Annotated in this window: 21 protein-coding genes; 6 read left to right on the top strand and 15 right to left on the bottom strand. The window is 73.1% G+C overall.

The features are described 5' to 3' along the window. Nucleotides 1-108 precede the first annotated feature (108 nt). The 6 genes from ftsL to BF93_RS10690 all read right to left on the bottom strand — a co-directional run bounded on the left by ftsL (nucleotide 109) and on the right by BF93_RS10690 (nucleotide 5,474). Complete coding sequence (gene ftsL / locus BF93_RS10715; protein ID WP_038372515.1) at nucleotides 109-618, bottom strand: cell division protein FtsL; 510 nt, start codon at nucleotides 616-618, stop codon at nucleotides 109-111. Nucleotides 619-668: 50 nt separating this feature from the next. Continuing rightward, nucleotides 669-1,649, bottom strand: coding sequence for a 16S rRNA (cytosine(1402)-N(4))-methyltransferase RsmH (gene rsmH / locus BF93_RS10710; protein WP_038372514.1), 981 nt, complete (start codon nucleotides 1,647-1,649; stop codon nucleotides 669-671). A gap of 180 nt (nucleotides 1,650-1,829) precedes the next feature. Then, the gene (gene mraZ / locus BF93_RS10705) at nucleotides 1,830-2,261 is read right to left on the bottom strand and encodes a division/cell wall cluster transcriptional repressor MraZ (RefSeq protein ID WP_038372513.1); all 432 of its coding nucleotides are present in this window, start codon (nucleotides 2,259-2,261) and stop codon (nucleotides 1,830-1,832) included. 748 nt (nucleotides 2,262-3,009) lie between these two features. After that, nucleotides 3,010-3,399 carry a DUF3040 domain-containing protein gene (locus tag BF93_RS10700; RefSeq protein ID WP_038372511.1) on the bottom strand — a complete coding sequence of 130 codons (390 nt, stop codon included), beginning with the start codon at nucleotides 3,397-3,399 and terminating at the stop codon, nucleotides 3,010-3,012. Between the two features lie 182 nt (nucleotides 3,400-3,581). Continuing rightward, entirely contained in the window at nucleotides 3,582-4,826 is a 1,245-nt protein-coding gene (dinB, locus tag BF93_RS10695) for a DNA polymerase IV (protein ID WP_232226324.1), read from the bottom strand. Between the two features lie 153 nt (nucleotides 4,827-4,979). Continuing rightward, on the bottom strand, nucleotides 4,980-5,474 hold the full coding sequence (locus BF93_RS10690; RefSeq protein ID WP_051486833.1) for an SAV_6107 family HEPN domain-containing protein: 495 nt from the start codon (nucleotides 5,472-5,474) through the stop codon (nucleotides 4,980-4,982). A gap of 212 nt (nucleotides 5,475-5,686) precedes the next feature. Between BF93_RS10690 and BF93_RS10685 the strand changes: the two genes are divergently transcribed. Beyond that, nucleotides 5,687-6,583 (top strand): spermidine synthase, encoded by an 897-nt coding sequence (locus BF93_RS10685; protein ID WP_051486832.1) that lies wholly within the window; start codon nucleotides 5,687-5,689, stop codon nucleotides 6,581-6,583. A gap of 117 nt (nucleotides 6,584-6,700) precedes the next feature. Here BF93_RS10685 and BF93_RS10680 read toward each other — a convergent pair whose 3' ends face one another. Together BF93_RS10680 and BF93_RS10675 are read right to left on the bottom strand one after the other, a co-directional pair. Further along, on the bottom strand, nucleotides 6,701-6,904 hold the full coding sequence (locus tag BF93_RS10680) for a cold-shock protein (protein ID WP_038372508.1): 204 nt from the start codon (nucleotides 6,902-6,904) through the stop codon (nucleotides 6,701-6,703). A gap of 262 nt (nucleotides 6,905-7,166) precedes the next feature. Then, a complete protein-coding gene (locus tag BF93_RS10675) occupies nucleotides 7,167-8,105 on the bottom strand; it encodes a proteasome assembly chaperone family protein (RefSeq protein WP_038372506.1) in 939 nt (312 codons plus the stop codon). A 148-nt stretch (nucleotides 8,106-8,253) separates the two neighbouring features. On the opposite strand from BF93_RS10675, the gene BF93_RS10670 reads away from it, so the two are divergent. Next, the gene (locus tag BF93_RS10670; protein WP_038372505.1) at nucleotides 8,254-10,491 is read left to right on the top strand and encodes a HelD family protein; all 2,238 of its coding nucleotides are present in this window, start codon (nucleotides 8,254-8,256) and stop codon (nucleotides 10,489-10,491) included. A gap of 157 nt (nucleotides 10,492-10,648) precedes the next feature. On the opposite strand, the gene nrdR is transcribed toward BF93_RS10670, so the two are convergent. Beyond that, nucleotides 10,649-11,116, bottom strand: coding sequence for a transcriptional regulator NrdR (gene nrdR / locus BF93_RS10665; RefSeq protein WP_038372504.1), 468 nt, complete (start codon nucleotides 11,114-11,116; stop codon nucleotides 10,649-10,651). 34 nt (nucleotides 11,117-11,150) lie between these two features. Then, entirely contained in the window at nucleotides 11,151-11,531 is a 381-nt protein-coding gene (locus tag BF93_RS10660; RefSeq protein ID WP_038372503.1) for a LysM peptidoglycan-binding domain-containing protein, read from the bottom strand. Nucleotides 11,532-11,711: 180 nt separating this feature from the next. On the opposite strand from BF93_RS10660, the gene lexA reads away from it, so the two are divergent. Then, nucleotides 11,712-12,398, top strand: coding sequence for a transcriptional repressor LexA (gene lexA / locus BF93_RS10655; protein ID WP_038372501.1), 687 nt, complete (start codon nucleotides 11,712-11,714; stop codon nucleotides 12,396-12,398). Nucleotides 12,399-12,504: 106 nt separating this feature from the next. Here the strand turns inward: lexA and BF93_RS10650 are convergent, their stop codons facing one another. Together BF93_RS10650 and hflX are read right to left on the bottom strand one after the other, a co-directional pair. Then, nucleotides 12,505-14,523 carry an ATP-dependent DNA helicase gene (locus tag BF93_RS10650; protein WP_038372498.1) on the bottom strand — a complete coding sequence of 673 codons (2,019 nt, stop codon included), beginning with the start codon at nucleotides 14,521-14,523 and terminating at the stop codon, nucleotides 12,505-12,507. 153 nt (nucleotides 14,524-14,676) lie between these two features. Then, on the bottom strand, nucleotides 14,677-16,227 hold the full coding sequence (gene hflX / locus BF93_RS10645) for a GTPase HflX (RefSeq protein WP_038372496.1): 1,551 nt from the start codon (nucleotides 16,225-16,227) through the stop codon (nucleotides 14,677-14,679). Nucleotides 16,228-16,353: 126 nt separating this feature from the next. Between hflX and BF93_RS10640 the strand changes: the two genes are divergently transcribed. Then, nucleotides 16,354-16,971, top strand: coding sequence for a class I SAM-dependent methyltransferase (locus tag BF93_RS10640; RefSeq protein ID WP_038372494.1), 618 nt, complete (start codon nucleotides 16,354-16,356; stop codon nucleotides 16,969-16,971). Between the two features lie 65 nt (nucleotides 16,972-17,036). Here the strand turns inward: BF93_RS10640 and dapF are convergent, their stop codons facing one another. Then, the gene (gene dapF / locus BF93_RS10635) at nucleotides 17,037-17,930 is read right to left on the bottom strand and encodes a diaminopimelate epimerase (RefSeq protein WP_084148456.1); all 894 of its coding nucleotides are present in this window, start codon (nucleotides 17,928-17,930) and stop codon (nucleotides 17,037-17,039) included. Nucleotides 17,931-17,939: 9 nt separating this feature from the next. Further along, on the bottom strand, nucleotides 17,940-18,896 hold the full coding sequence (gene miaA, locus BF93_RS10630; protein ID WP_198025406.1) for a tRNA (adenosine(37)-N6)-dimethylallyltransferase MiaA: 957 nt from the start codon (nucleotides 18,894-18,896) through the stop codon (nucleotides 17,940-17,942). A gap of 156 nt (nucleotides 18,897-19,052) precedes the next feature. Between miaA and BF93_RS10625 the strand changes: the two genes are divergently transcribed. Next, nucleotides 19,053-19,538, top strand: coding sequence for a YbjN domain-containing protein (locus BF93_RS10625; RefSeq protein WP_051486831.1), 486 nt, complete (start codon nucleotides 19,053-19,055; stop codon nucleotides 19,536-19,538). A 90-nt stretch (nucleotides 19,539-19,628) separates the two neighbouring features. Here the strand turns inward: BF93_RS10625 and miaB are convergent, their stop codons facing one another. Then, complete coding sequence (gene miaB / locus BF93_RS10620) at nucleotides 19,629-21,224, bottom strand: tRNA (N6-isopentenyl adenosine(37)-C2)-methylthiotransferase MiaB (protein ID WP_038372491.1); 1,596 nt, start codon at nucleotides 21,222-21,224, stop codon at nucleotides 19,629-19,631. A gap of 175 nt (nucleotides 21,225-21,399) precedes the next feature. Between miaB and BF93_RS10615 the strand changes: the two genes are divergently transcribed. Further along, nucleotides 21,400-22,182, top strand: a complete 783-nt coding sequence (locus BF93_RS10615) for an amino acid ABC transporter ATP-binding protein (protein WP_038372490.1) — start codon at nucleotides 21,400-21,402, stop codon at nucleotides 22,180-22,182. The last annotated feature ends 22 nt before the right edge of the window (nucleotides 22,183-22,204 follow it).

Genomic DNA, 22,204 nt, shown 5'->3' with positions numbered 1-22,204 from the left:
GGGCCCGCACCGTCCCCGCGGCGCGGGGCGGACCCGGCTCCCGACCCGCGGCCTCGGCCGCTCGAGCTCTTCCTGCGGCGCTCCGGCGTCGTTCCGCGCTGTGCCATCTCAGGCTCCCTCGTTGCCCATTCCGTGGTAGTCCGGGGTCTGGTCGTAGATCCGTGCCGGCGGGACGATCGCCGGGGTCAGCTCCGTGCTCGTCTCGGAGGCGGCAGCTCCCTCCTCGCTGCTGCCCTCCTCGCCCTGGCCGATGACGGTGCCGGTGGCCAGGTCGATGTAGCTGGGCTCGGTGACCGGCACCATGCCCAGCTCCTTGGCCCTCTTCTCGAGCTCCTGCGGCGTGCCCAGCCGCTCGTTCTGCTCGGCGAGGGCCTGCTGCTGCTCCGTCAGGCGCTGCGACTGGTTCTGCAGGCGCGTGATCTGGTAGCTCTGATCGGACATCTGGATGTTCAGGATCAGCACCGCCGCCAGCGCCGTGACGACGATCAGGGTGCACAGGACCGCGAACGGCACCGAGCTGCGCCCCGGATCGGGGCGGGCCACGACCGCGAGGCGCGGGCGCGCCGCGGGGGCGAGGGTGTCGGGGGCGGTGGCGCGGAGGGCGGTGGTGCGTGCCATGTGCGGGCTTCCTGACGGATGGTGCGTGGTCGGTGGCGGCGGAGGGGGCGTCAGATGTCCGGTCGGGACCGGACGACGGCCCGCAGCCGCACCGAGGCGGAGCGGGCATTGCGGGCGATCTCCTCGTCATCGGCGCGCAGCGCGCCGCGGACGAGGTTCTCGAAGCGGGGGCGGTGCTCCTCCAGCTCGACCGGCAGGCCGGGCGGGGCCGTGGAACGGGTTGCCCGGGTCAGGGCCGTCTTCACCAGACGGTCCTCCCCCGAGTGGTACGACTCGACGACCAGCCGGCCGCCGACGGCGAGGGAGGTCAGGGCTCCCTCGAGCGCGCGGGTGAGGATCTCGAGCTCCTCGTTCACGGCGATGCGCAGCGCCTGGAACGTCCGCTTGGCCGGGTGCCCGCCGCCGGCGCGCGTGGCCGCCGGGATGGCCGACTCCAGCAGCGTCACCAGCTCGCCGCTGCGCGTCAGGGGCGCCTGCTCGCGCTGCGCGACGATCCGCTGGGCGATGCGCCGGGCGAACCGCTCGTCGCCGTAGTCCTTCAGGAGCCGGGCGATCTCCTGCTCGGGAAGCTCGCGCAGGAGATCGGCGGCGGTGGGGCCGTCGGAGTCGGTGTCCATCCGCATGTCCAGCGGGGCGTCCTGCGCATAGGAGAAGCCGCGCTCGCGGGTGTCGATCTGGAAGCTGCTGAGCCCGAGGTCCATCATCACGCCGTCCGCGGCGGCGATGCCGAGGTCCGCGAGGACCTCCGGGATCTCGTCGTAGGTGGCGTGGACCAGGGTGATGCGGTCCCCATGGCCGGCGCGGGTGAGGCGCTCCCGGGCGAGCTCGAGGGCCTGGGCATCGCGGTCGATGCCCACCAGGCGCGCCAGCGGCGCGGCGTCCAGCACGGCCAGGGCGTGGCCGGCCATGCCCAGGGTGCCGTCGACGTAGACGGCGCCGTCGTGGGAGAGAGCCGGGGTGAGCAGGTCGACGCAGGTCCGCAGGAGGACGGGAAGGTGGCGGTCGTCCGCGGGCGTGGTCGTCGTGTCCACAGGCTCTCCTCCCGTTGCGTGTCCCGGTGTGCGTGGCCGAGTCGTCCAGATCGTGCGTGCAGGTATGGGTCCCGGAGTTCTGCGGGGCCGTCCGGCGGGATCCCTCCTCGCTCCCGACCCGCCACCGGGGAAGTTGCGTCGGGGCGGGAGCGACGAGGGATCTCACGAGACGGAGTGCCGTCAGAACAGGCCCGGGACCACCTCCTCGGCGGTCTGGGCGAAGCCCTCCTCCTTCTGCTCGAGGTAGGTCTCCCAGGCCGGGAGGGACCAGACCTCGAGACGGTCCAATGCGCCGATCACCGCGGTCTCCCGGTCCAGTCCTGCGTAGGCCCTCAGGTGGCCCGGGATGGTGATGCGGCCCTGCTTGTCCGGGATGACGTCCTCCGCTCCGGACAGCAGCACGCGCAGGTAGTCGCGCGTGCGCTGATCGGTCGTCGGCGCCCGACGGGCCTCGTCCAGCTTCTGGCGGAACTCGGCGATCGGATACACCGCGATGCAGTGCTCCTGACCGCGGGTCATGACCAGACCCGAGGCGAGGTCGTCCCGGAACTTCGCAGGGAAGATCAGTCGGCCCTTCTCGTCGAGCTTGGGCGTGAACGTTCCGAGGAACATCGCGCACCCCCTCGATCCGGGTCGGGAACCACCGTCCTCCCTACGCGCCCCACTTTACCCCACTCCTCCCCACATCCACACCCAGGTTGGCCGCATTCTCCCCGCAATGCGCACATCCACGCAGGTCAACGGCGTGGTGCGGGGTGGAGGAGATTCGCCCGGATCGGGCGCTCCGGCGCGTCGCAGCGGAACGGGCCAGCCGCGCTCCCTCCCTCCGGATTTCTCGGCGCCATCCTGGAAGTGCAGGTCAGAGCGTCGTCCGGGTTCTCGGGGCGCGGGGCGGAAGGGCGGTGGGGGCGCGGTGGAGCGGGGTGGAGGGATCGCGGGGAGGGAAGTGGGGAATCCGGGAGAACCCTGGACGCGCCGAGCCGTTCTTCCCGGTCTCCGGCGTCCCGTCCGCCTCCGCGCCCGCCCGGAGGAGGGCCGCGACCGGAGGTCCCGGAGCGGCGAGGACTGCGGGGCGGGTCCACGAGGGACTGCGGGGCGGGGCCACGAGGGGGCGCGGTGGAGGGGGCGCCCGAAGGATCCGGGCGGCTGCGTCAGGAGGGTGCGCCGGGGTCAGGAAGATGCGCCGGGGTCAGGAGGGCGCGCCGTGGTCGGGAGGGTGCGTCGGGCGGCCCAGCGGGGCGGCCCGGCCGGGCGGCCCAGCGGGGCGGCCCGGACCGATCGCGCTGCGGAGGACGGCACGACGCGGCCCCCGCCGGATCAGGATCCGGCGGGGGCTGCGTCGTGCGTCAGCGCGTGCGGGTCAACCCCGAGGGTCGTCCCCGCCGCGCTTCTCCCAGCGCTCCTCCATGCGACGCATGAAGTCACCGCGATGCCTGTCCGGACCCTGCCCGGTCGCCGGAGCGGCCCCGGGGGCGGAGCCGGGCTCCGCCGGGGGTGCCGTGACGGCGTAGAGGGTGCCGGCGAGCATGAGCAGGAAGCCCAGCACGCCGAGCCAGATGGCCGGCAGGAGCACCGCGAGGACCAGGGCACCGAGCCCCAGCACGGCGCCGACGAGGCCGAGGACCAGACGACGGCGGCTTCGCCGAGGGCGGGTCGAGGCCTGGAAGGTGCGCGCCAGTCGCGGATCGTCCGCGAAAAGCTGACGCTCCATCTCGTCGAGCATCTTCTGCTCGTGTTCCGACAGCGGCATCGCTCCCGCCCCCTTCTGACTGACGACACAGCGTGTTCCGGCTGTGCAACCCGGCGCCGCCTTCGCCGCTCCCGGCGGGCCCGTCCAACAACGATGTCGGCGACGGATATGCCCCTCCAGGATACGGCGCCTTCCTGAGGATTGGGAACTCCGTGCGCAACTCCGTGCGGACAGCGGGCCGATCAGCCCGGACGCTCCCCGCCGGGCCGACCGAGCGGTAGACCTGGCAGCGACCTGGACGGAGCGGGCTCCTCGGCCGCCGTCCCCTTCAGGGCGGACCCGCGCGTCAGGCTCACCCCGCCGAAGCGGTCCAGCGCCCGATCCATCGCCTGCTCGAGGTCCTGCCACCCGGTGGTGCGGCCCGCGAGCTCGAGGGACGAGCCGCCCTCCGCCGGCCGCAGATGCTCCGCCCGCACGCCGGCCAGCCGCAGCCGGGGCAGCGACGCGGCCTCGCGCGTCCACAGGGCGATGACGTGCTCGCGCAGCCGCTCCCCCACCGAGGTCGGCTGGTCCATCGTCGCGGCCCGCGTGATGGTGGTGCCGTCCGGCGACCGCAGCTTCACGCTCACCGTCCGCGCCACGAGCCCCTCGCGGCGCAGGGACCGGGCGACCTCGTCCGCCATCGCGGTCAGACGTCGGCGGATGTCCTCGGGGTCGGTGAGGTCCTCCTCGAAGGTGCGCTCCGTGCCCAGGCTGCGGTCGCGCACCTGACGGCCCAGCCCCGTCCGGTCCTCCCCTGCGGCGATCCGCGAGACCATCGGCGCCTGCGGACCGAGCGCACGGCGCAGGGTCGTCGCCGGGATGTCGCGCAGCTCGCCGACCGTGCGCACGCCCAGCTGCTCCAGGGAGCGGACCGCCTTGGGGCCCACCCCCGAGATCACGGACACCGGCAGCGGGGCGAGGAAGGCCGCCGTCTCCTCCGGGGCGACGATGAGCAGGCCGTCCGGCTTGGCGTGCGCGGAGGCGATCTTGGCCACCGCCCGGGACACGGACCCGCCGACGCTGCTGGGCAGATCGAGCTCCGCGCGGATCCGTTCGCGCAGCAGGGCGCCGATCTGCGCGGGCGTGCCGAACAGGCGCCGGGCGCCGCGCACGTCCAGGAACGCCTCGTCGACGCTGATCTGCTCGACCTGCGGGGTCACCGAGGCGAGGATCGCCATCACCTCCCGGGAGATCCGCCGGTACAGGTCGATCCGCGGCGGCACGACCACCAGGTCCGGGGCGAGGCGGCGGGCGGTGACCATGGGCATGGCCGAGCGGATCCCGCGGGAGCGGGCGGGATAGCTGGCCGCCGCGACGACGCCGCGGTTGCCCGCGCCGCCCACGACGACGGGGCGGCCCCGCAGTCCCGGGTCGTCACGGATCTCGACGGAGGCGAAGAAGGCGTCCATGTCGAGATGGAGGATCGTGCTGTCCTCGACGTCCACGCAGCCCTCCCCTCGATCCGGAGCGTCCATCGTAGTCGGGCCGCACCCGGGAGGCCCCCGCCCCCAGGCGGCGGCACGGGGCGAGGGCGCGGGGCGGCTTGGGCGGCAGCACGATCCGCGCGGATGCCGGGAGGCCGCGCCCACCCCGGGCCCTCACGAGCCCAGGGTCGAGAGGTCCTCCGGCAGGCTGGCCTCGAGGACCTCCTCCCGGACCATCCTGACGCGGCGCGCGGTGAGGTCGCGGTGGCGGGCCAGGAGGACCGGGTCGGGCGTCGCGTCCTCCCGGCGGGAGAGGCGGTCGCGCTCCGCGACGAGCTCGGCCATCTCCTCGGCCCAGGCACGATGCTCGCCGCCGATCCTCGCCAGCGCGGTCCAGGCGTTCAGGGGCAGACGGCGCCGGCGATCCCGGTTGGCGCGCGCGACCACCACCCCGGCCGCACGCAGTGCGGCGCGGTGGACGAGCTCGTACGCGGCGCGGGGGTCGGTCAGCGCGAGGGCCTCGCCCTCGCGCAGCATCGACTCCGCCCGATCGAGGATGTCGAGCTCGGCGTCCAGGAGCTGCAGCGCGCGGGAGGGCCGCCCGGTGGGAGCCCCCTGCCCGTGCCGTGCCGGCGCGGCCTGCCGCGGCGTCGTCGCTCGGTTCGTCATCGGTGCCATCACGTCCTCCCGTCTCCTGCGCTGCTCCGGTCCGTGACCGCCGGGGCCGCGCCCCGTCGGTCCGTCGCCGCGGCCCGGACCCGATGTCCCGGCTCCCGACCGCCTCGATGCCCCTGACGCTACGCAGGGGGACGGACAGACGACGTCCGCTGGGGACCGGGCCGCCGTGGGGAGGAGAAGCCGGCGGACCCTAGAGTGGCTGCATGAGCAAGCGCGACCCGCGGCGCCGCCGCGGCCCGGACCCCTCCTCGAGCCCGTTCCCGGACCTCGGCCCCGTCGGCCGACCGATCCCCATCTCCACGGGCACGGCCCTGCTGGAGACGGAGACGGACGGCTCGGTCGTCCTGTACGTCAACGGGGTCCCCTCCTCGGGGTTGCATCCGGATCCCCAGCATCTCGAGTTCGAGTACATGCGCTGGATGCAGCTGGTCGTGCGGCGCTGGGCGGCGGATCGCCCGGACCGGGAGTCGATGGAGGTCGCCCACCTCGGCGGCGGCGGGTGCTCGCTGCCGCGGGCGCTCGCGGACCAATGGCCGCGATCGCGCCACGTGGTCGTCGAGAAGGACGCGCTCCTGGCCGAGCACGTGCGCACCTGGTTCTCCCTGCCGCGCTCGCCCCGGGTGCGGATCCGGGTGGACGACGCCACCACGGCGCTCACTTCCTGGCGCGATGCCCGCTTCGACCTGGTGATCCGTGACGTGTTCAGCGGAAACGTCACGCCGCTCGTGCTCACCTCACGGGCCGTGGCCGAGCATGCGCGTCGGGTGCTGCGCCCCGGGGGGCTCTATCTCGCCAACAGCGCGGCCCCGCCCGGGACGCGCATCCTCGCCGACGAGGTCGCGACGCTCTCGACGGTCTTCCCCCACGTCGGGATCATCGCCGAGCCGGCCCACCTCAGCGGCAAGCGGCGCGGGAACTGCGTGCTGGTCGCCTCCGGGGAGCCGCTGCCCGCGGACGTGGATCGGGCGCTGCGCTCGGACGCCGTGTCCGTGCGCCTGTCCCCACCCGCGGAGGTCCGCAGCCTCGCCGATCGCGGGCAGGTGGTGGAGGTCCCCCTGCCCGAAGCAGCTCCCGACGGCAGCGCTGCCGACGGGAGCTGACCGGCTCCGCAGCGGACCCGCGAGGGCGGATTTGCGCGGGCGCGGACATGCGTGAGGGCGGGCAGGAGACCCCCGGTCTCCTGCCCGCCCTCCTGTCCGGTCGCGCCGGACGAATGCTCAGAGGGGGCGGACCTGCTCGGCCTGCGGGCCCTTGTCGCCCTGCGCCACCTCGAACTCCACCCGCTGGCCCTCTTCGAGGGAGCGGTATCCATCCATGTCGATCTTGCTGTGGTGCACGAAGACGTCGGCTCCGCCCCCATCGATCTCGATGAAGCCGTAGCCCTTCTCAGCGTTGAACCACTTGACCGCGCCCTGCGCCATATCTTTCACTTTCCTTCTGGTCCGTCGACGATCGCGGTGCGATCCCGAAGTCGCGTGAGCATGTCCCGCTTCAGGAGAAGCGAGCTGAACGCATCAGGCGCGAGACCCGTGCTGCACCCGCGGGCGACATCACCGGAACTGTCCTGCTGGTCGTACTGCACTGCAACGAGACCATTGTCCCACGATCGTGGCTCATTTCACGTCGAGAGAGCGGCTGAGCCATAACGAAGGCGTAACAAACCCGCAGGCAGCGTCGCGGAGGTCAGGACGGGGAGCGGCCGGGGTCCGGATCGTCGTCCTGGCGCGCGAGGAACCGCTCGAAGTGATCGCCGATCTCGTCGGCGGTGGGCAGATCCATGGTGGTGGCGATCCCGTGCACGGAGCCGTCCCCGGCGACCGCGTCGTACTGCTCCTCGAGCGCGGAGACCACCGCGCCGATCTCCTCGTTCCCCTCGAGCGTGCCGGCCAGCGCGGAGGAGGCCGCATCGGTCAGGTCCCCCAGCTCCACGAGCGGGAGCTCGAGACCGGCCGCCTCGCTCACGCGGCGCAGCAGGGCGAGGGCCCCCGCCGGGAAGTCGGTGCGGGTGAGGTAGTGGGGGATCTGGGCCGCGTATCCCATCGCCCGATGGCCGGCCCGCTCCAGCTCCTTCTCGAGCAGAGCGCCGAAGCTCGCCGGGACCAGCACCTCCGTCTCCTCCTGACCCTCGGCATCGGCCGAGGAGAGGGACCCGTCGTTGGCATGCGCGATGAGGGCGATCGGCCGCGTGTGCGGGACGGCCATCGGGTAGGCCTCCATGCTCACGACCTGATCGACCTCGAAGAACTCCACGAGGTCGATGATGGCCTGCGCCAGGCGCTGCCACTGCAGGTCCGGCTCCGGGCCGTCCAGGAACAGGAAGGGACGATCCGACTCGTCGTACATCAGGTACAGCGCCATCTCGGGGATGTCCACGGAGGCGTAGGACCGGCCGTCGAACACGGCCTGCGGGCGCGAGCCGCGATAGTCCACGAGCTCATCGGCCTCGAAGGTCACCAGACGGACATGCCGCAGGGAATCGCGCAGGTACGTCGCGGCGATGCGGCAGGCGTTCCCGGCATCGACCATGCCCGGCAGGGCATGCACCAGCGTCAGCCTGCCGCGCGGCACCGCCGCCACGACATCGGCCGAGGCGTAGGAGTACAGATCCCGCGGGTCGCGCATGTCCACCTCCTCCGCCGGTCGGGGCGTGCGTCGCACGCACCCAGGAGCATCCACCATAATGGATCACCGTGTTCGCGCGCGGGGCGTCCCGGCCCTCGCGCGCGCGGACGCACGACCGCGGCCTGCAGCTCTCAGGGGGACCTCAGCATTGGATGCCACCACCGCACAGATCGCCGCCGAGCAGGCGTACACGGACCAGCTCTACGCCCGCGTCGACGAGCTGATCGAGCAGGTCGAACGGAACCTCGAGCAGACCCAGGGATCCCAGAGCGCCTCGACCCATCAGAACCGCTCCGAGCGCGACGCCTTCATGGCCCTGTACGAGGACCGCCTGTCCCTGCTGCGCTCGGTGAGCCACAACGTCGTCTTCGGCCGGCTGGACACCGACGAGGGCCTGCGCCACTACATCGGCCGCATCAGCCTGTTCACCGCGGAGCGGGACCAGCTCCTGGTGGACTGGCGCGCCCCCGCGGCGGCCGCCTTCTACCAGGCGACCAGCATCGATCGCCTGGACGTGCGGCTGCGCCGCCACCTCATCACCCGCGGCCGGACCGTGGTCGGCCTCGAGGACGACGTCCTGGACCACGAGGTGCTGACCATGGGCGAGGACGTCGTGCTGCAGGGCGAGGGAGCCCTGCTGGCTGCCGTCTCCTCGCAGCGCACCGGTCGCATGGGCGACATCGTCGCCACCATCCAGGGCGAGCAGGATCGCATCATCCGCTCTGCCAACCGGGGCGTGCTGGTCGTCCAGGGCGGCCCCGGCACGGGCAAGACCGCCGTCGCCCTGCACCGTGCGGCCTACCTGCTGTACACGCACCGTCGCCGGCTCGAGCACACGGGCGTGCTGATCATGGCGCCCACGCACGGCTTCCTGCGCTACATCGAACGCGTGCTGCCGAGCCTGGGCGAGTCGGGCGTGGTGATGCTGACCCCGGGCGAGCTGTTCCCCGGCGTGAGCACGACCCTCCACGACACCGCGGAGGTCGCGCAGGTCAAGGGGCATCCGGACATGGCGGCGCTGCTCGCGCGCGCCGTGAAGAACCGCCAGCGGGTCCCGGACGAGGACGTGCCGATCACGATCGACGGCACCCGGTTCTCGCTCACGACCCGGGACATCGCCGAGGCCCGCCGCGAGGCCCGCGCCTCGCACAAGCCGCACAACGCCGCCCGCGCGGTCTTCGTGCGCGCCGCCCTGGACCGCCTGGCCACCGCCTACGAGAAGGCGCTGCGGGCGAGCGGGCAGACAGTGCTGCCCGAGGACCGCCCGCAGATCCTCGCCGACCTGCGCGCCGAGCGGGACGTGCGCGTCGCGCTGAACCTCGCCTGGATGCCCTACACCCCCGAGTCCTTCCTGCGGATCCTGCTGGCCCACCCCGAGCGGCTGCGCGCGGCCGCGCCGCGCAGCCTGCGCCCCGCGATGCTGCAGCACCTGGTGCGCCCCAAGGACTCCCCCTGGACCATCGAGGACGTCCCGCTGCTGGACGAGGTCGCCGAGCTCCTGGGCGAGGACGACTCGGTCTCGCGCGCGGAGGCGGAACGACGCCGCGAGAAGCGCAGCCAGGACGTCAGCTACGCGCGCGAGGTCCTGGAGAACGTGGACACCTCCGGGATGGTCCGTGCGGAGGACCTCGCCGACCAGGTCGCCCGGGTGCGCGACGGCCGCACGCTGGCCGAACGGGCGCGGTCCGAGCGGGACTGGACCTACGGGCACATCGTGGTGGACGAGGCCCAGGAGCATTCGCCGATGATGTGGCGCGCCCTCATGCGCCGCAACCCGACCAAGTCCTTCACGGTCGTCGGGGACGTCGCCCAGACCTCCTCGGCGGCCGGGACCTCCTCCTGGGAGGCGGTGCTGGCCCCCTATGTCGAGGACCGCCTCCAGGTGGAGCACCTCACGGTCAACTACCGCACCCCGCGACGGGTCATGGATGCCGCCCAGCGCATGGCCGAGCGCCACGACCTCCCCGTCACGGCGGTCTCCTCCGTGCGCGAGGGCGAGCTGGATCCCGTGCTGCGCCCTGCGCGGGCGGGGCAGCTCGCCGACGAGGTGGTCCGCGCGGTGCGCGACCAGCTCTCGGCCGATACCGGGCGCATCGCCGTGATCGTCGAGGCCGATCAGGTGAGCGAGCTGGTGGCGGCGCTGCGCGCGCAGGAGGGGCTGCCGCGCGTGGGCTCGGGAAGCGCGGGCGTGGACGACGAGGTGGCGGTGATGTCGCCGCAGGACGCCAAGGGCCTGGAGTTCGACGGCGTCGTCGTGGTCGAGCCGGCGCGGCTCGTCTCGGACGGCGTGCACGGGGCCGGTGATCTGTATGTGGCGATGACCCGCCCGACGCGGCGGCTGGACGTCGTGCATGCGGCACCGCTGCCGGCCGGCCTGGAGGGCTGAGGGCCCCGCCCCCCGGGCGTCCCGGGCCGGGACGAAGGATCGGCGGCCGCGGCTTCCCCTCCGCGACCGCCGATCCGGTCGGCGCCTCGTGAGGCGCCAGCAGACATCTTATGCATGAACCGGACGGGCTCGCGCACGATTCCCGGATCCGGACCCCTCAGACGCCGGATGCACCCCCGGCCGCCTCGGCGCGCAGCCGCGCGATCGCGGCCTCGAAGTCGTCCAGCGATTCGAAGGACTGGTACACGCTCGCGAAGCGCAGGTAGGCCACCAGGTCGAGATCCTGCAGCGGCTGGAGGATCGCGAGGCCCACCTCGTGCGCCTCGATCTCCGCCTGGCCGCGCTGGCGGATCGCGTCCTCGACGCGCTGGGCCAGCACCGCGAGCTGGTCATCGCTGACCGGCCGGCCCTGGCAGGCCTTGCGCACCCCGGAGATCACCTTGGACCTGCTGAAGGGCTCGCTCACCCCGGATCGCTTCACGACCGAGAGGGAGGCGGTCTCCACGGTGGAGAACCGGCGGGAACAGGCGGTGCACTGACGGCGGCGACGGATGGTCGCGCCGTCGTCAGAGGTCCGGGAGTCGACGACGCGCGAGTCAGGATTGCGGCAGAACGGGCAGTGCACCCGTCCAGCCTACCGGCAGCGCGCCGCGCCGCCCTCACTTCTGCGCGGTGACCCCCTGCGGCAGGACGATCTCCTGGCCTGCGGTCAGACGCGGGGTCTCCATCCCATTGAGGCGACGGACCTCCTCGACGAAGGCCTGGGGCTCGACCCCCTCGGGCGCATAGGACTCGGCATAGGCCCACAGGGTGTCCCCGGACTCGACCGTCACCACGGGGCCGTGCTCGGTCGCACCGGCGAAGGCCCAGGGGCCGCCGGCGAAGAGGAGCAGCGCGAGGGCGACGAGCACGCCGAGGACGAAGGCGGCCCCGGTGACGAGCACCCGCCCCCGGCGGGTCAGCTCGAGTCGAACACGCGGTCGAGGGGTAGCGTCGACGGCGGCGGCATCCCGGGTGGGAAGGGAAAGGATCGTGGCCATGTCCGAACTCCTGTTCGATCGAATACGTGTACGACTGTAGGCCCCCGCGGCGCGACACGCAAGAACATGTCGAACACATGTTTGGTGACAGCGCCTCCAGCGCCTACTGTTGTTCGTGGGATCACTCCACCAGGAGGGTCCGACATCCGAAGCCGCGGTCGAACGCCAGGAGGCCCCGCCATGTCGCCGAGCAGCACCAGCACCCCGGAGGCGGAGGACGCCTCCGCGACGGCGGGCCTCACCCATCGCCAGCGCCGGATCCTCGAGGAGATCGCCGCCGCGATCGCCGATCACGGCTACCCGCCCACCATGCGGGAGATCGGCGACGCCGTCGGCCTGACCTCGTCCTCCTCCGTCGCGCACCAGCTCGGGGTCCTCGAGCGCAAGGGCTTCCTGCGCCGGGACCCCAAGCGCCCCCGCGCCATGGAGATCGTGCTCCCGGACGAGAGCGGCGAGCCCGAGCTCTCCCCCGGCGAGCCGATGCCGAGCACCGTGGGCGTCCCCGTCCCCCTGGTGGGCCGCATCGCCGCGGGCGTGCCGATCACCGCCCAGGAGCAGGTCGAGGACGTCTTCACCCTCCCTCAGCAGCTCGTCGGGGACGGGGACCTCTTCCTGCTCCAGGTCGTCGGGGAGTCGATGATCGACGCCGCGATCTGCGACGGGGACTGGGTCGTGGTGCGCAGCCAGCCCGTCGCCCAGAAGGGCGAGATCGTCGCGGCCATGATCGACGGCGAGGCGACCGTGAAGACCTTCGCCCAGCGCGACGGCCACGTCTGGCTGATGCCGCACAACCCGTCGTTCGCGCCGATCCTCGGCGACTCCGCCGAGATCCTCGGCAAGGTCGTGGCGGTGCTGCGAGCGGTCTGAGACGCGTCTGCGCGCCGCACCCGCCGGGGGGCCGACCCTCCGGGGCCGGCCGCGAAGATCAGCCGACCGCGGGGTCAGCCGGCTGCGGGGTCAGTCGGACACGGGGTCAGCCGGACGCGGCGAGGCGACCGAGGGCCTGGAGCGCGACCTGCGGGTCCCGGGTCTGCCACAGCGGCGGCATCGCCTGCACCAGGAACGAGCCATAGCGCTTGGTCATCAGGCGCGGATCCAGCACCGCGACCATCCCCCGGTCCTCCGCCGTCCGGATCAGCCGGCCGGCGCCCTGGGCCATGAGCAGGGCGGCGTGCTGCGCCGAGATCGACATGAAGGCGTTCCCGCCGCGCTCGGAGATCCGCTCCTGCCGCGCCGCCACCAGGGGCTCGTCCGGCCGCGGGAACGGGATCCGGTCGATGGTGACCAGGCGGCAGGCACGACCGGGCACGTCCACGCCCTGCCACAAGGTGATGGTGCCGAACAGGCTCGTCGCATCGTCGGCGGCGAAGGCGCGCACGAGGTTGGACATGGAGTCCTCGCCCTGCACCCCCACGGGAAGGTCCGTGCGGGCCCGCACGTGCTCGGCGGCGAGCTCCGCCCCGCGGCGCGAGGAGAACAGGCACAGCGCACCGCCGCGGGAGGCCTCGATGAGCTCGGTCAGGTGATCGAGCATGTCCAGGGACGGGCCCTCCCGACCGGGCTGCGGCAGGTGCGAGGCGATGTAGAGGATGCCCTGGCGCGGGTAGTCGAAGGGGCTGCCCACATCGAGGCCGGCCCAATGGCTCGCGTTCCGGGCGCCGCCGCGCCGATCCGGGTCCTGGCGGTCCGCAGCACGCAGGCCCACCGCGCCGGCAGGCTGCTCGAAACGCCCGCCGAGGGCCAGGGTGGCCGAGGTCAGCACCGCGGTGCGCTCCTCGAGGATCGCTCCGCGCAGCGCCGTGGCCACGGACATGGGGGCGATGGTGAGGCTGGTGCGCCCCGTCGCATCGGACCGGGAGATGGCCACGACATCGTCCTCGTCCGGGGTCACGGCACGTTCGCAGACGTCGATGATCTCCTGCAGGATCGACCGGACGGCCTTGCGGGCGCCCGCGGTCCCCGCGAGCGACTCGTCCCCGGCCTCCTTGGCATCCGCATGCGCCCCGCGCGCCTCGGTGCGCAGCGTGGTCAGCGCATCGGACATGCGCGCGGGAAGGTCGCCGATGACGCGGCCGTCGGGCATCTCCTCCAGGGCCGCGCGCAGCTCCTCCCCGGCGTCGTCGAGGGCGGTGGCGGCCACCCCCAGCGACCTCAGCTCGCGGACGGCGCCGCGCACCATGCCCGGGGAGAGGTGCTCGGTGATGGCGCTGGTGACGCGGGAGGCGAGATCGTGGGCCTCGTCGAGCACGACCACATCGTGCTCGGGGATGATCCCGTGGCGGTCGAACGCGTCCACGGCCAGCAGGGCATGGTTGGTCACGATCACATCGACCTCGCGGGCGACCTCGCGGCTGCGCTCGGCGAAGCACGACTGCACCAGCGGGCAGGTCTGCCCCAGGCACTGGTTGCCGGTGACCGAGACCTGCCGCCAGGCGCGGTCGGAGACGGGCGCCTCGAGGGAGTCGCGGTCCCCCGTGTCGGTCTCCTCCGCCCAGCTGCGCAGGCGCTTGACCTGATCGCCCAGCCGCTCGCCGCGCTCTCCCCCGCGGGCGGCGGACTCCGCGAACAGTGCCCCGGGCTCGAGATCGCTGGGGTACCCGCCCTCCATCTTGTGCTTGCACAGATAGTTGCTGCGGCCCTTGAGCAGCGCGAAGGTGGGCCGCCGCGGCAGATGATCGGCCAGCGCCTCGACGATCCGCGGCAGGTCCTTGCGGATGATCTGGCTCTGCAGGGCGATGGTGGCGGTGGAGACGACCACGGGCCGCTCCCCGGTGACCGCGTGATGCAGCGCGGGCACGAGGTAGGCCAGCGACTTCCCGGTGCCGGTCCCGGCCTGGACCAGGAGGTGCCGCCGCTCGCGCATCGCCACGTCGACGGCCTCTGCCATCCGCGCCTGACCTGGGCGTTCGCTGCCGCCGATGGCGTCGATCGCCCGGGCCATGAGGGTCTTCACGTCGATGGCGACATCGGTCTCGTCCGGGGCGGTGGGCATTGCTCAAGCCTAGCTCCGTCCGGGCCCGCGCCCGGGGATGAGAGAGCCGTGCGGAGCGTCGCCGTGGACACATCCGGGAGCGCTGCGGCGGCACGACGACCGCGCGGCGGGCCCGGGATCCCGGGCCCGCCGCGCGGGGATGGTCGCGGGCTCTCAGGCCACGTGCACGGCCTGCGCCTGCAGCTCCGCGGCGAGCGCCGCATCGACCCGGGCATGCAGGCGGGTCCCCTCGCTGCGGTGCTCCTCGTCCAGGACCTCCCCGCTGGAGTGGGCCCGGGAGATGAGATCGCCGCGGGTGTACGGCACGAGCAGGTCCACCTCGACCTCCGGGCGAGGGAGGCGGTCGGCGATGAGCTGGCGCAGCTCCTCGATCCCCTCCCCGCTGCGGGCGGAGACGACGATGCAGTCCTCGACCTGGCTGCGCAGCCGCGCGATGGTCTCGGGCTCGGCGATGTCGGCCTTGTTCAGGACGATCACCTCCGGCACGTCGAATCCGTCGATGTCGGCCAGCACGTCCCGCACCGCCCGGATCTGCCCCTCGGGATCGGGGTGCGAGGCGTCGACCACGTGCAGCAGGAGATCGGCGTCCCCGACCTCCTCGAGCGTCGAGCGGAACGCCTCGACCAGCTCCGTCGGGAGGTGTCGCACGAAGCCGACCGTGTCGGCGAAGGTGAACTCGCGGCCGTCCGGGGTCTGGGACCGGCGCACCGTGGGGTCCAGGGTCGCGAACAGCGCGTTCTCGACGAGGACCCCGGCTCCGGTGAGCCGGTTCAGCAGGGAGGACTTCCCCGCGTTGGTGTACCCGGCGATGGCGACGGCGGGCACCTCGCGGCGCTTGCGGTCGGCCCGCTTGGCCTCGCGGCCGGGAGCCATCTCCTTGATCTCCCGGCGCAGCTTGGACATCCGGGTGCGGATGCGGCGACGGTCCAGCTCGATCTTCGTCTCGCCGGGTCCGCGCGAGCCCATGCCCGCGCCGCCGGCGGCCACGCGGCCACCGGCCTGGCGGGACATCGAGTCGCCCCAGCCGCGCAGTCGCGGCAGGAGGTACTCGAGCTGGGCCAGCTCGACCTGCGCCTTGCCCTCGCGGGACTTGGCGTGCTGGGCGAAGATGTCCAGGATCAGCGCCGTGCGGTCGACGACCTTGACCTTGACGATGTCCTCGAGGGCGCGGCGCTGGCTGGGGGCCAGCTCGCCGTCGGCGATCACCGTGTCGGCGCCGGTCTCGGCGACGACCTCGGCCAGCTCCTGCGCCTTGCCCTTGCCGAGGAAGGTCGCCGGGTCCGGGTGGGCCCGACGCTGCATGACGCCGTCGAGGACCTCGGAGCCGGCGGTCTCGGCGAGCGCCGCGAGCTCCCGCAGGGAGTTCTCGGCGTCCTCCACGTTGCCGGTGGTGAACAGGCCGGCCAGGACCACGCGCTCCAGGCGCAGCTGGCGGTACTCGACCTCGGTGACGTCCTCGATGTCGGTGCGCAGCCCGGCGACGCGGCGCAGGGCCTGGCGGTCGGCGAGGTCGAACTGGTCGCCGTCGGACGTCGAGCTGTAGGTCACCGAGGAGACGGAGGCGTCCCCGCGGGCGAGGATCCGCTCGGTCAGAGGGTCGCGGGAGCGCTCCGTGGATCGGCTCCCACCGCCCGTCTGCTCAGCGGGGGCGTCGGCGGTGACGTCCTCGGTGCGATCGGGATCAGGATGGAAGGCGATGGGCACTGATCGGTCCTGCTCTCTGTCGGGGGTGCTGGTGATCCAGTTTCCCACCCTCGGCGCCCGGGGTCGAGGGATTTATCGCCCCGGCCACGCCGCAGGCGGGCGGCGCGGTCCCCGTATCCTGCGGGGGTGAGCGAGCACTACTTCTCCCCCACCAGCGGCACCGACGACTCCCGCCACCCGCTGCGGGTGCGCCTGGCCGGCGCCGAGCGGGACCTCGTCTCGGCGCGGGGCGTGTTCAGCGGCGCCGGCCTGGACAAGGCCACCGCCGTGCTGCTGGACCGTCTGGACGTGCTGCCGGCGGTCCCGGAGGGCGCCCGGATCGTCGACGTGGGCTGCGGATGGGGCCCGATCGCGCTGAGCGCCGCGCTGCTGCACCCGGCCTCCGAGGTGTGGGCGGTGGACGTCTCCGAGCGCGCCCGCGAGCTCACGGCCGAGAACGCGCGGAGGCTGGGCCTGTCGACGGTGCGCGTGGTCTCCCCCGAGGAGGTCCCCGCGCAGCTGACGGCCGAGGTGATCTGGTCCAACCCGCCGATCCGCATCGGCAAGGAGGCGCTGCACGAGCTCCTGATGGACTGGTCGGCCCGGCTCACCCCCGAGGGATGGATGGCGCTCGTGGTCGGCAGGAACCTGGGTGCGGACCCGCTGGCGGCCTGGCTCGCCGGGCAGCTGCCCTCGCGCCCGGTGCGCAAGGCGGCCAGCGCCAAGGGCTTCCGGATCCTCGAGGTCGGCCCCGAACACGGCTGAGCCGTCCCGGCGGACCCGGGAGCACCCGGCTCGGGAGCACCCGGCGGTCGGTCCGGGCCGGCGGCTCAAGCCAGCAGAGTCACCTCGGCGATGAGCTCCGCCGGGCCGCTGAGGGTGGTCTGCCCGTCCTCGGTCCAGCCGACGGTGAGCGTCCCGCCGGGCACGTCCATCCGCCAGGGGGCGCCGCCCTCCTCCCCGACGGATCGGGCCGCCACGACCGCCGCGGCGACCGTGCCGGTCCCGCAGCTCAGCGTCTCGCCGACGCCGCGCTCGTGCACCCGCAGCGCGGCGTGCCGCGGGCCGCGGAGGCTGACCAGCTCGATGTTCACCCCGGACTCGGGGAAGGGCGCGAGCTCGGGACGGCGCTCGAGGTCGATGCCGTCGAGGTCGATCTCCGCGGGGAGGATCGCGACGGCATGGGGGTTGCCCATGTCGACGTCGGTGGTGGGCAGGCGGCGGCCGGCCAGCTCGAGGGTGCGGGGCGTGTCCCCGATCCGGGCCGGGCCCATGCCCACGCGGACCTGCCAGGCGCCCGGCCCCTCCGCCCCGGGACGCTCGAGGATCTCGACGGTGCGCACGCCGGAGCGCGTCCAGATCGGGAAGATGCCCTCCGGGGCGCGCCCGGCCCGGTCCAGGTACGCCGCGAACACCCGCACCCCGTTGCCGCACATCTCGGCGATCGAGCCGTCGGCGTTGCGGTAGTCCATGAACCACTCGGGAGCATCGGCCGGGGCGTCGACCCCGGCGGAGCAGGTGCGGACCACGCGGATCACCCCGTCGCCGCCCAGCCCGCCGCGGCGATCCGCCAGGCCCCTCACGTGCTGCGCATCCAGCGAGAGCTCGCCGTCGGGGTCGTCGACCAGGACGAAGTCGTTGAAGGTGCCATGCCCCTTGGTCACGCGCAGGCCCGCCTGCGAGCGGAGGGAGGCGGGGAGGGCGTGCGCGCGCGGAGTGGTCATGCTCCGACCCTAGTCCGACTCGGCGGCGGGCGCCGTGACCTGCGCCTCCCACCCCTCGGCGAGGCGGGACAGGGCGGCGGCGGTGGTCTCCTCGAGATCGTCGGAGGCCTCGATCCAGTGAACGCGGGCATCGCGGCGGAACCAGGTGTCCTGCTTGCGCACCAGGCGCCGGGTGCCCGCCGCCGTCGCCTCGATCGCCTGCGCGCAGGACATGGTGCCGTCGAGGACGGCGAGCGCCTGCTCGTAGCCGATGGCGCGGCGGGCGGTGACCGACCGGTCCAGGCCCTGCGCCCGCAGCGCCGCCGTCTCCGCGAGCAGTCCCGCCGCGACCATCCGGTCCACCCGGCGGGCGATCCGCGCGTGCAGCTGATCGCGCGGGCGGCTGAGGCCGATCTGCACGGTGGCCGGGTCGTGGAGCACCGGCCGCGGGAGGAAGGCGCGGAAGGGGCGACCGGTCAGGCGGCCCACCTCGAGAGCGCGGACGATGCGCCGTGCGTCCTGCACGCCGATGCCGGCGGCCGCCTCGGGGTCGCGCTCGGCGAGCTCGCGGTGCAGGGCCGGGGCGCCGATCCGGCGGGCCCGGTCCTCGAGCTCGGCGCGCACGGCCGGATCGGTGGGAGGGAACTCGATGTCGTCCAGCAGCGCGCGGACGTACAGGCCCGAGCCGCCGACGACGATCGGGGTCCGCCCGCGGCGCCGGATCCCGGCGACCGCGGCGCGGGCATCGCGCTGGTAGGCGCTGACGCTGGCCTCCTCGGTCACGTCCAGCACGTCCAGGAGGTGGTGGGGCACGCCGCGACGCTCGGCCGCGGTGATCTTCGCGGTGCCGATGTCCATGCCGCGGTACAGCTGGAGGGCATCGGCGTTGACGACCTCGCCGTCCAGCTCCTCGGCCAGCCGCACGGCGAGGTCGGACTTCCCGGTCGCGGTCGCGCCGACGACGGCGACGAGGGGCGCGGGGTGCATGGTCCGCACTGTACTGGTCTCCCCTGCACGCGGGCATGTCGTCGGGGCATCGGAGCGTGACCGGCGCCCCGTCCGTCCGGGCCGGGAACGGGGTAGGGTGTGGGCCGATCCGTCCGATCCGGTTCGCTGAGCCCCTTCGTCCCCCTGAGGTCCGATGTGACTGCCGTACATGGCGCCCCGCACCCCTCCGCCGGAGCCGGCGAGCTCCCCGCGATCACGCTCGAGCGCGTCGAGCAGAGCCTGACGCGTCTGGGGTACTCCTTCGTCCGGGACGAGGAGCACCCCGAGGTGCTCCGGGCGCGGTTCGACGACTACCGCTTCCACATCCTGCTGGCCGGGGCGCATCGCAGCGTGCTGCAGACCCGTGGGCGCTGGAACCACTCCGTGGACATCTCCCGCAAGGTCGAGATGATCAAGCTCTGCAACGAGTGGAACATGAACCGGGTGTGGCCCAAGGCCTACGTGCGCCGCGAATCGGAGTCGGTGCTGGCCCTGTACGGCGAGGTCAACACCGACTACCTGTGCGGCGCGGCCGATGCCCAGATCGATCGGGCGATCGAGTGCGGGCTCTCCACGGTGATCTCCTTCTTCCGCGAGATCGAGGCGCGCCTGGGCTCGGACCTCGGCCCCGCCTCGGACTGAGGCACCAGCCGCCCACGGCGGGACCGGCCACGACGAAGGGCGCGCACCTCCCGGGGTGCGCGCCCTTCCTCGTGGCCGGTCGGCTCCGCCTCAGCGCGACCGCAGGGTGGGCAGGCCGAGGGTCACCGGGCCGGCGGGGGCGCTGCCGGTGCCGCAGGAGGATCCGGTGCCGCAGCCGCCGTCCAGGCCCGCGGAACCCGCCTCCCAGGCATCGCCGCTGCGGGTGCGGCGCAGGGAGTAGGCCGTCTCCGGCAGCGCGTGCCACGCCGTCCCGGGCAGGGACAGGGCGCTGTCGGCCAGCAGGTAGTGCGGTGCCCCGCGGGTGACGGTCGCGGTGACGAGATCGCCCGGACGCGGGCGCTGCGCGGCGGGCAGATCGGCCGGCAGGGACAGGTGCACCAGGCGGTTGTCCCGGGCCCGTCCGGAGATGCGGCGGGTCAGGTCGTCCCGGTCCCCCTCGCCCTCGGCGACGAGGACCTCGACGACGGAGCCCTCCCGCGCCTGGTTCTCCTCGTGGGCGATCCGATCCTGCAGGGCGATCAGCCGCTCGTAGCGCTCCTGGACGACCTCCTTGGGGATCTGGTCCTCCATGGTCGCGGCCGGCGTGCCGGGCCGGATCGAGTACTGGAAGGTGAAGGCGCTCGCGAACCGGGAAGCCTCGACCACCTCGAGGGTGCGCTGGAAGTCGTCCTCCGTCTCGCCGGGGAAGCCGACGATGATGTCGGTGGTGATCGCGGCGTCGGGGATCTGCGCCCGCACGCGGTCGAGGATGCTGAGGAACTTCGTGGAGCGGTAGGAGCGCTTCATCGCCTTCAGCACCGCATCGGAGCCGGACTGCAGGGGCATGTGCAGCTGCGGCATCACCGCGGGCGTCTGGGCCATCGCGTCGATCACGTCGTCCGTGAACATCGCCGGGTGCGGGGAGGTGAAGCGGATCCGCTCGAGGCCCTCGATCTCCCCGCAGGCGCGCAGCAGCTTGGCGAAGGCGCCCCGGTCGCCGAACTCCACGCCGTAGGAGTTCACGTTCTGGCCCAGCAGGGTGACCTCGAGGGCACCGGCCTCGACCACCTGGCGGACCTCGGCGAGGATGTCGCCGGGCCGGCGGTCCTTCTCCTTCCCGCGCAGCGCGGGCACGATGCAGAAGGTGCAGGTGTTGTTGCAGCCGACGCTGATGGACACCCAGGCCGCGTACGAGCTCTCGCGCTTGGTGGGCAGGGTGGAGGGGAAGACCTCGAGGGACTCGAGGATCTCGACCTGCGCCTCGGCGTTGTGCCGGGCCCGCTCCAGCAGCACCGGGAGGGAGCCGATGTTGTGGGTGCCGAAGACGACGTCGACCCAGGGGGCCTTCTCCACGATGCCGGCGCGGTCCTTCTGCGCGAGGCAGCCGCCCACGGCGATCTGCATGTCCGGGTTGGCCCTCTTGGCCGGACGCAGCGCGCCGAGGTTGCCGTAGAGCTTGTTGTCCGCGTTCTCGCGCACGGCGCAGGTGTTGAACACGACGATGTCCACCTCGCCGCGCTGGGCATCGGCCTCCGGGGGCGCGGCGACGTAGCCGGCGCCCTCGAGCAGTCCGGTCAGGCGCTCGGAGTCGTGCACGTTCATCTGGCAGCCGAAGGTGCGCACCTGGTAGGTGCCGCGGGGACCGGCCACATCGGGGGCGGGGATCGGGGCGGTGATCGTCGACATGATGGCTCCAGGGTACGGCGGCGGGCCCCCTCCCGGCATGCCGCCGCGGGCACGCCCGGGAGGGATCACAGCCGCCGCCGGGGACGGTTCCGGCAGATGGCCGCGAAGGTCACCGTGCCGTAACAGCGCGGCAGGTCGGCGCGCATCGCGGCCCGTCATGGCATAGGTTTGGGGGATGACCCAGATCACACAACCGGCGCCCGAGGGGTCGGCGGCGACGGCACCTGCCCTGCTGTCGCTGCACGGCGTGCAGAAGCACTTCGGGGATCTCCACGTGCTGCGGGACATCGAGCTCGAGGTCACGGCCGGGGAGGTCGTGGTCGTGCTGGGGCCCTCCGGCTCCGGCAAGTCGACGCTGTGCCGCACCATCAACCGCCTGGAGACGATCGACGAGGGCGAGATCCGCATCGACGGCGAGCTGCTGCCGACCTCCGGCCCCGGCCTCGCCCGGCTGCGATCCGAGGTGGGGATGGTCTTCCAGTCCTTCAACCTCTTCGCCCACAAGTCCGTGCTGGACAACGTGACCGTCGCCCCGATCAAGGTGAAGAAGGTGCCGCGGGCCCAGGCCGAGCGCGAGGGCAGGGAGCTGCTGGAGCGGGTGGGCGTCGCCGATCAGGCGGACAAGCTTCCCGCGCAGCTCTCCGGCGGGCAGCAGCAGCGCGTCGCGATCGCCCGCTCCCTGGCGATGAAGCCCAAGGTGATGCTCTTCGACGAGCCCACCTCCGCCCTGGACCCCGAGATGATCAACGAGGTCATCACCGTGATGACGGACCTCGCGAAGTCCGGCATGACCATGGTCGTGGTCACCCACGAGATGGGCTTCGCCCGCCGCACCGCCGACCGCGTGGTCTTCATGGATGCCGGGCGCATCGTCGAGATCCAGCCTCCCGAGCAGTTCTTCACCGCCCCGCGCAGCGAGCGGGCCCAGGATTTCCTCTCCAAGATCCTCGACCACTGAACATCACCGCGGGCACGCCCGC

Origin of the sequence: Brachybacterium phenoliresistens, from assembly GCF_000576425.1 — a bacterium.
GTDB classification, from domain to species: Bacteria; Actinomycetota; Actinomycetes; order Actinomycetales; family Dermabacteraceae; genus Brachybacterium; species Brachybacterium phenoliresistens.
This window is presented reverse-complemented; position numbering and strand designations above follow the sequence as displayed.